The sequence below is a fragment of the Hungatella sp. SL.1.14 genome, assembly GCF_024460495.1.
In the GTDB taxonomy this organism is placed as follows: domain Bacteria; phylum Bacillota; class Clostridia; order Lachnospirales; family Lachnospiraceae; genus Hungatella; species Hungatella hathewayi.
Window position 1 is genome coordinate 1 of sequence record NZ_JANFYJ010000085.1, and the last position, 947, is coordinate 947.

At 45.9% G+C, this 947-nt stretch carries 2 protein-coding genes; both read right to left on the reverse strand.

Features of this window, described 5'->3' with window-relative positions; translation table 11 throughout:
• The coding region (locus tag NE473_RS30010; RefSeq protein ID WP_256265542.1) for a hypothetical protein at positions 1 to 194 on the reverse strand (194 nt) is incomplete at its 3' end.
• Positions 187 to 947: phage antirepressor KilAC domain-containing protein (locus NE473_RS30015; protein WP_305148712.1), on the reverse strand; the 761-nt coding region annotated here is incomplete at its 5' end. The genes NE473_RS30015 and NE473_RS30010, both read right to left, overlap by 8 nt.

Below are 947 nucleotides of genomic sequence, written 5' to 3' on the forward strand. Positions count from 1 at the left end.
TTACCTGAGCCATGGCAGTTCGCACCTGCCGGGCTCTTTTTCTTATCCTTCTTTTCTGCCTTGCTAAAGCAGGCTATGTCATATATATCCATTACTTCCGCAATAGCTTTCGTGTACGCCGATTTCTCGCACGCCGGTGCCTGATTCCGTAGAGTTTCAAGCCGGTAAATTATATTGAGTATGATTTTATGCACTCTGTTCACCTCCCAAAAATTTATTGATAAAATACTGCTGACCTTTTCCGGTAACTTTTGGCGTCCTGGTCGTTACATTACAGCCGTTTCCGTCCAGATGAGTACTTTCTTTGATTTCAAACAGCCCCATCTCCATAGACCGCTGCGTTGGCATGTTCCAGTCTGCGCCTTTACGCCTGATCAGATATCCGTTATCGCGGAGCCATGTAAAAAGCCGTTGGGCGCCCATATCTACACCGTTCTGCTTTAATAGCTTTGCCATATCTCCCACGAGGATTGATGTATGACTCGCCGTAACAGCATCGGCAAATATTTCTTTCGGCCTCATTCGGGTGATATCGCTCTGTAGCCGGTTGATTGTCTGATCTGCCATCTTTAACGCCCGGGCGAAGACCTGTTCCGGTGTATTCCACGCTTTTTCCAAATCCAAGAGATACTGCCGCAACTCCATTCCTTTATTTGTTCTCTGCAACATACAAATCTGTTTTGCCATATCCACAGACAGGTCGTAATCTTCGACTTCCCTTCGTACATCTCTTGTACCCTCGGTTTGAACCCGTACTTTTTTGTTCGGGGTTGAAAAATCACTGCCCTGCTCAAAACCATATCCGCGGTACCTTTCAAACCATTTACTAAAACGTTCGGTTCCTTTTGTTCCTCCGTCTTCGGAAAGCAGATCATATAAATCCCTTGCCGACACCGTAGGTTGTCCGCTCTCATAGCTTATTTTCATTAGCTCATCCACTTTCTCAC